We start from the raw sequence: 263 nt of genomic DNA, 5'->3' as shown, positions 1-263 counted from the left end.
AGCGCCACAAGATCGAAAACATGTTCGGCAGGCTCAAGGACTGGCGCAGAATTCACACCCGATACGATCGCTGCGCTCACACCTTCTTTTCAACCATATGCATCGCAGCAGCCGTCATCTTCTGGCTTTGAGTTAACGAGTCCGCGGCCTAGCACTACTTTGGCAGATTAATCCTCGGTTAACGATGATCGGCGATCTTTAGCACTTCAACAGGGGTGCGAAGGATGGCAGAGCAGGATGTTGCACTGACGGAATGGCTGAAG

The 263-nt window shown here is 52.5% G+C and carries 1 protein-coding gene; it reads left to right on the top strand.

What is annotated here, in order from left to right:
- The coding region (locus MOV63_RS32540) for a transposase (protein WP_405029413.1) at positions 1-131 on the top strand (131 nt) is incomplete at its 5' end.
- Between the last annotated feature and the right edge of the window lie 132 nt (positions 132-263).

The organism is Neorhizobium sp. SHOUNA12A, assembly GCF_023006505.1.
Taxonomy (GTDB): Bacteria; Pseudomonadota; Alphaproteobacteria; order Rhizobiales; family Rhizobiaceae; genus Neorhizobium.
This window is presented reverse-complemented; position numbering and strand designations above follow the sequence as displayed.